Raw genomic sequence first — 5,299 nt, 5'->3', positions numbered from 1 at the left:
GCGTAAAATACGCGTCATGGGCATTACAGAAAAACACCAGAAGATATTGCTCAGGCTGCATAGTGGGTACGGTTTCGGAGTAAATCAGAACATAATCAAAATCATACCCATGTTTTTTTCATAAATGTGCCGAATATTTCAGGGCCTGCCGGGAATATGTCATTCCAAAATAGTCTCTTGCTGGCGTCGTGCCGCCATATGCAGGGTCATAATGAACGCCATCGTGGCACAGAGCCCCCCTACAAGAAAGACTGAGGCATATCCGGTGCGATCCGCCAGCAGGCCAGTCAGCGGTCCTGTCGCGCCATAGGCCAGATCCTGAAATGCGGCAAATCCTCCAAGCGCGGTTCCTCGTAGATGTGGCGGCATGATACGCACCACTTCCACCCCCAGTGCGGGATAAACCATGGAGCAGCCTGCCCCTGTCAAAACCGCTCCGGTCAGTGCCATGACAGGAGAGGGGGCACACCACAGGAGATATTGCCCGACGGCTTCTACCCCCAGTGATACAAGAGCGACCCGTACGCCACCAATCCGGTCCGGCAGGTGCCCGCATAACAGGCGCATGGCAACAAATGCCAAACCAAAACAGCTTAGGCCCAGCCCTGCATACGGCCAGTGTCGATGTATGAAATACACCGAAATGAATGTTCCCAGCGCGGCAAAGCCAACCCCCTGTAACCCCAATGCACATCCCGGCTGCCAGATCCGGCCCAGTATGCGCCAGAACGGTTCGCGCCGTCCTGCATGTACGGGAGGCGCCGTGATTCCTTTGGATATTATCAACCCGATGGCCGGTAAAATGGCGCACCCCATCATAACGCCGCCAAATCCCACCATATGAAAGAGTGCAAGCCCTAATGGAGCTCCCACGGCAAATGCGCCATACATGGCCATACCGGTCCAGGCCATGACTTTTCCGGCGCGTGCATGCCCCATCAGGCCGATGCCCCACCCCAGCATGCCCACGACTGTCAGGCTTTCCCCCACGCCAAGAACCAGTCGTCCCACCATCAGTATAAGGTAGCGGGTCAGGTACGGCAGTATCGGCAGGCCAGCACCCGCGCAGATCACGCCACCAAGGATATACCCTGCCAGGCCCAGCCGCATGCAGGCGCGCCCCCCGCGTCCATCCGCCAGTTGTCCTGCATGGTTACGGCTTATGATGGTGGAGGCAAAGGCAATCCCAACCGCAAGCCCTGCAAGCATATTGCCATATCCGGGCCATTGCGTGACATAGACCGCGATGACCGGCAGCGATAACGCAACGGCCATATATCCAAGGAACAGCGCGACTGTCAGCCGCATCAGCAGGCGGGGGGCATTATCATCAGTGGTGGAAGTATCCATGGGATGCCTGTGATCCTACGAGTGAGGAAAGAAAGCTGAATAAATTCATAGGATGTTTTATGGTATTTCAATAAGGTCGGCAAACGATACCACGCACCTGTGATGGCACCCATTAATGATCGGGAACAATGCCGGACTGTGAACGCAGATTTCAGTCAGACTGTTAATAATTGGGGATATAATAAATATTTTTGGTTTTTAAGTATTAATTATTATAAAATATGAATAATTCAGAAGTATTTTTGCTTCTGTTGGTAATTGTTATTTTTTATGATGTTTGAATATATTTCAGGATTCATATGGCTCGTCTTCATACTGACGGATGCCCAATGAACGAAAATGGGGTCGTTGTACCTGATGGCCGCCCTTCTTGAATGAACGGATTTCAAAGGCATTTCGCCGGCCAGGCGTTCGACGTCCACGGGCGCGTGGATACCATACGTAAGCATGCCGCCTGTGTGGTTATCCCCCCGCGCCAAAAATGCCCCGATAAGCACCGGTTCGTTCAGGTCCTGTTCAAAGCAGGCCATCTCATGAGAACTCCTTTTACACGCTCAAGGAGTTCAAGCGCATCGCCATGCGGAGCGAGCAGGCTGACAGATCTTTCTGTGTCATGATCCATCTCGCGGCAACTTTCATCAATTCACGATAATCTCCAACAGGTTCGGAATAATTTTCAAAAAATGTTTGTTGAAGATTGTTTTAAAAACTTGGAAGGAAATCGCGTTTTCGAAAAAAGATGGCCTCTGAAACCTTCTGTTATTTTCAAATATTTTCTTTGAAGAATGTTTATTTAAATTATTAAATAAATAACCCGCACATATTATTTTTTTATGTAGGCAAAAAGGTTGCGCCGTTCCGTCGAAGGTGATGCTCTCGATACATCACATCTTGAATCATCTGGACAAGGCATGAAAATGACGACGCGTAAATCGGTGGGAACCTATCTGCTGGAACGCCTTATGAAACTGGGGGTTCGGCGGATCTATGGGGTGCCGGGGGATTATAACCTTGAATTCCTCGAACTGATTGAACGGACCGAGGGCATTGCCTTTATCGGGAACTGTAACGAACTCAATGCGGCCTATGCGGCAGATGGTGATGCGCGCCTGTCAGGTATTTCCGCGGTTTTGACCACTTATGGCGTGGGCGATCTCAGCGCCCTGTCCGCCGTTGCCGGGTCCTATGCCGAAGGGGTGGCGGTCATCATGATTTCTGGCGTGCCACCGCAGCATGCCATCACGCAGCGGGCACTTTTGCATCATACGCTGGCCGACGGAAATTATGAAAATATCATGGCCTGCTATGCCCAGTTCACCGTAGCGCAGGCGCGCCTGCTGCCGCAGGATGCCGCGGGGGAGATTGACCGCGTGCTGGGGGCCGCATGGCGGGAAAAGCGGCCGGTTTATCTGCAACTGCCTTCAGATACCTGCTGTGTTTCGGTTCAGGTTCCGGTCGAACAGGATGTTCCCGCGCCTTGTGGCAGTGATCCGATACAGTTGCAGGCTGCCGTTGCGAACATCATGGAGCGGCTGGCAAAGGCCACACAGCCGGTCTTTTTGCTGGATGCGCTGGTGCGGCGCTTTGACCTGCGCGAACGGGTGGGCGAATTGTCCCGGTTGCTGGACATTCCATTTGCCACGCTTGCCACAGGTAAGGGGGCGTTATGTGAAACAAGCCCGAATTATCTGGGTATTTACGGGGGGAAGGCTTCGGCCCCGGAATTATACGAACGTGTACGGACTGCGGACTGTATCATCGGGCTTGGCGTGCGTTTTGTGGATGCGACGTCGGGCTATTTCTCATATGCGTTTGATCCTGACGCCTTTATCAATATCCAGGCCTTTGACACGCGTTGTGGCATGGATACGTTCCTTGGGGTGGTTGTCGCTGATCTGCTCGATGCCATAATCGCGACGATAAAGGACCGTCGCGATGTGCATCCATCATCCGTGGCAGACGCAGCGTCAGGGCAGGTCCCGGTTCCGGCGCCGCTCCCGGTTGGACAGGACGTTACCCCATGGGGGCAACCCGCGTTCTGGGCACGGATACAGGCATTCCTGCGGCAGGGAGATGTCGTGCTGGCGGATAATGGCACGTCGCTGGTTGCATTGACCCATATGCGCCTGCCGGCGGAATGCCATTTCATCTCCCAACCCGTCTGGGCTGCAATCGGCTATACGCTGCCGGCCTTGCTGGGGTCGCTGAACGCCAGCCCTGACCGGCGGCACCTGCTGTTCATCGGTGACGGTTCGTTCCAGATGACGGCACAGGAATTGTCCAGTGTCCTGCGTGCAGGGCACAAGCCGGTGATTTTTCTGCTTAATAACCGTGGCTATACAATCGAGCGCATGATTTTGGGGGAAACGGCGGCGTATAATGATATCGCCAACTGGGACTATGCGGGCTTGCCGGGGGTGATGGCGCAACAGGATGCGGCGCTATGCCTGCGGGTTAACAGTATGCCGGAACTGGAGGATGCGTTGAAACAGGCGCAGGACCCACAACGCCTGGTCTTTATCGAGCTTGGATTCGGTCCCATGGATGGTCCGGTCGGGATTTCCAACTTTGGTGGCGCGGTGCGTCACTATGACTATGGTGCGTTTGACGGCGGCTGATTTTTGTCCCGTTCTGCAACGGCAGGAGGCAATTTTGCATTGCGCTTCCTGCCGATGTCGCTATCCTATTGAAAAGGGCGGCAATCTGGTTTGCCTGCATATTTTTGCATCGCAGTCTGCGTATGACGCAAAAATATGCATCTTCTACATTCCCAAAATTATCACGAAAACGTGAACATCCTGCTTTAAAAATAGGCAAATCGCTTGTTTTTTGTGCGCCGCAATATGCCGCGATGGGTTGCGGAATGCATATTGCCTTTATTTTCGACATAAATATTCAAATGGTATTTTCGTCTTCTGGTGGCGGATTCAGTCGCATGTTTGTTTTGTGGTCAAATAATAATGACGGATTCCTTATGAAAATGTCATGAAAATATTTCCCCATTATTTCCCGTTGCGGCGCGTCGGTATTTCGTGTTTTTACCGCGTCACTCGCAACCGAGAAAATGAAGGACAAAAAAATGCTGATCCAGAACCTGAGCATCCTGCTTGCCAATTCCGTTCATGCCATGTCGTCGCTGACGATGGTTTCTTTCCTGCCCATGATTGCCGCGCTGATGATCGCGACCCTGGTTTCCGATCGCGTTGCATAAGGCGGGGGTTTCTGCCCCTTCCTTGACCCTGCCCTGACATCATTGATGCGGGCACCCCTGCGGCGGTTCGGGAGATGTTGCCTTTTGCTGCACGCATTGTTCGGCAGGCATGATCTCCATCCCTGTAGGTCGCGATCTGGAGATGCCTGAAGGTCTGTAATCGGCCGGATGGAAGACGATCGCTCTCCGGCAATCTGGCATGTAAAGATGCCAGTATTCGCCGGGTATGATGGCTATGGCGATATCATGAAAATGGCTGCGGCGTGTGACAGGTCATCTGAACCGTCCGCACGACTGCCTGCCTGATGTCGGGCGAGGATAGACCCCGCCAAACCAGATAATAAGAGTCTGGGCACCCTCTTTTTTAAAACCTTTACTTGAGGCTTGTTCAAGAAAGCTGCGCCAAGAAGACCCTGTTGCCTTAAGATCATCAGTCAGGCTTTTGGAAAACAGGTTTTCCAGCCTGCGGCCGTGTGAGGTCCAGACGTTTTTGGGGCTGGTTATTCAGCTTATGGGTTGGTTGCGGTTGATCGCCTGCATGCCGCGTATGATGCAATATATCGTCCATACCGCCCACCATAGCAGCAGCATGGCCGGAAAAATCACCAAGATCAGCCCGATCCCGCCTGTTACAGCGGCGGCCACCATGCTCGACAGATAAAGGATCAGCCCGGCAACTGCATAGAGCAGCCCCTTAAGAGCCTGATCCGAAAGTTTTTGAACAATACCAGCCTGTTG

General features: G+C 52.9%; 6 protein-coding genes. 3 read left to right on the top strand and 3 right to left on the bottom strand.

Annotation, left to right across the window (positions count from 1 at the left end; all coding sequences use genetic code 11):
* Positions 1–159: 159 nt before the first annotated feature.
* Together B7G66_RS02025 and B7G66_RS02020 are read right to left on the bottom strand one after the other, a co-directional pair.
* Complete coding sequence (locus B7G66_RS02025; protein ID WP_003621304.1) at positions 160–1,350, bottom strand: MFS transporter; 1,191 nt, start codon at positions 1,348–1,350, stop codon at positions 160–162.
* A gap of 230 nt (positions 1,351–1,580) precedes the next feature.
* A complete protein-coding gene (locus B7G66_RS02020) occupies positions 1,581–1,880 on the bottom strand; it encodes a hypothetical protein (protein ID WP_048858809.1) in 300 nt (99 codons plus the stop codon).
* A gap of 381 nt (positions 1,881–2,261) precedes the next feature.
* On the opposite strand from B7G66_RS02020, the gene B7G66_RS02015 reads away from it, so the two are divergent.
* The 3 genes from B7G66_RS02015 to B7G66_RS18925 all read left to right on the top strand — a co-directional run bounded on the left by B7G66_RS02015 (position 2,262) and on the right by B7G66_RS18925 (position 4,561).
* Positions 2,262–3,968 carry an alpha-keto acid decarboxylase family protein gene (locus tag B7G66_RS02015; protein ID WP_040510977.1) on the top strand — a complete coding sequence of 569 codons (1,707 nt, stop codon included), beginning with the start codon at positions 2,262–2,264 and terminating at the stop codon, positions 3,966–3,968.
* A gap of 122 nt (positions 3,969–4,090) precedes the next feature.
* Positions 4,091–4,339: a hypothetical protein gene (locus B7G66_RS18345; protein ID WP_143456069.1), complete on the top strand. Its 249-nt coding sequence runs from the start codon at positions 4,091–4,093 to the stop codon at positions 4,337–4,339.
* A 90-nt stretch (positions 4,340–4,429) separates the two neighbouring features.
* Positions 4,430–4,561 carry a hypothetical protein gene (locus B7G66_RS18925; protein WP_003621297.1) on the top strand — a complete coding sequence of 44 codons (132 nt, stop codon included), beginning with the start codon at positions 4,430–4,432 and terminating at the stop codon, positions 4,559–4,561.
* Between the two features lie 504 nt (positions 4,562–5,065).
* Here the strand turns inward: B7G66_RS18925 and B7G66_RS17755 are convergent.
* On the bottom strand, positions 5,066–5,299 hold a 234-nt coding region (locus B7G66_RS17755), incomplete at its 5' end, for a hypothetical protein (RefSeq protein WP_048858808.1).

The sequence above is a fragment of the Novacetimonas hansenii JCM 7643 genome, from assembly GCF_000964405.1.
Classification (GTDB): Bacteria; Pseudomonadota; Alphaproteobacteria; order Acetobacterales; family Acetobacteraceae; genus Novacetimonas; species Novacetimonas hansenii.
Note: the sequence above shows the minus strand (reverse complement) of the source record. Positions and strands in the feature narration are given on the sequence as shown.

Excerpts from the sequence above, each read along its gene's own strand:
- B7G66_RS02025 (WP_003621304.1), bottom strand. The coding sequence starts at position 1,350 with ATGGATACTTCCACCACTGATGATAATGCCCCCCGCCTGCTGATGCGG.
- B7G66_RS02020 (WP_048858809.1), bottom strand. The coding sequence starts at position 1,880 with ATGGCCTGCTTTGAACAGGACCTGAACGAACCGGTGCTTATCGGGGCA.
- B7G66_RS02015 (WP_040510977.1), top strand. The coding sequence starts at position 2,262 with ATGAAAATGACGACGCGTAAATCGGTGGGAACCTATCTGCTGGAACGC.
- B7G66_RS18345 (WP_143456069.1), top strand. The coding sequence starts at position 4,091 with ATGACGCAAAAATATGCATCTTCTACATTCCCAAAATTATCACGAAAA.
- B7G66_RS18925 (WP_003621297.1), top strand. The coding sequence starts at position 4,430 with ATGCTGATCCAGAACCTGAGCATCCTGCTTGCCAATTCCGTTCATGCC.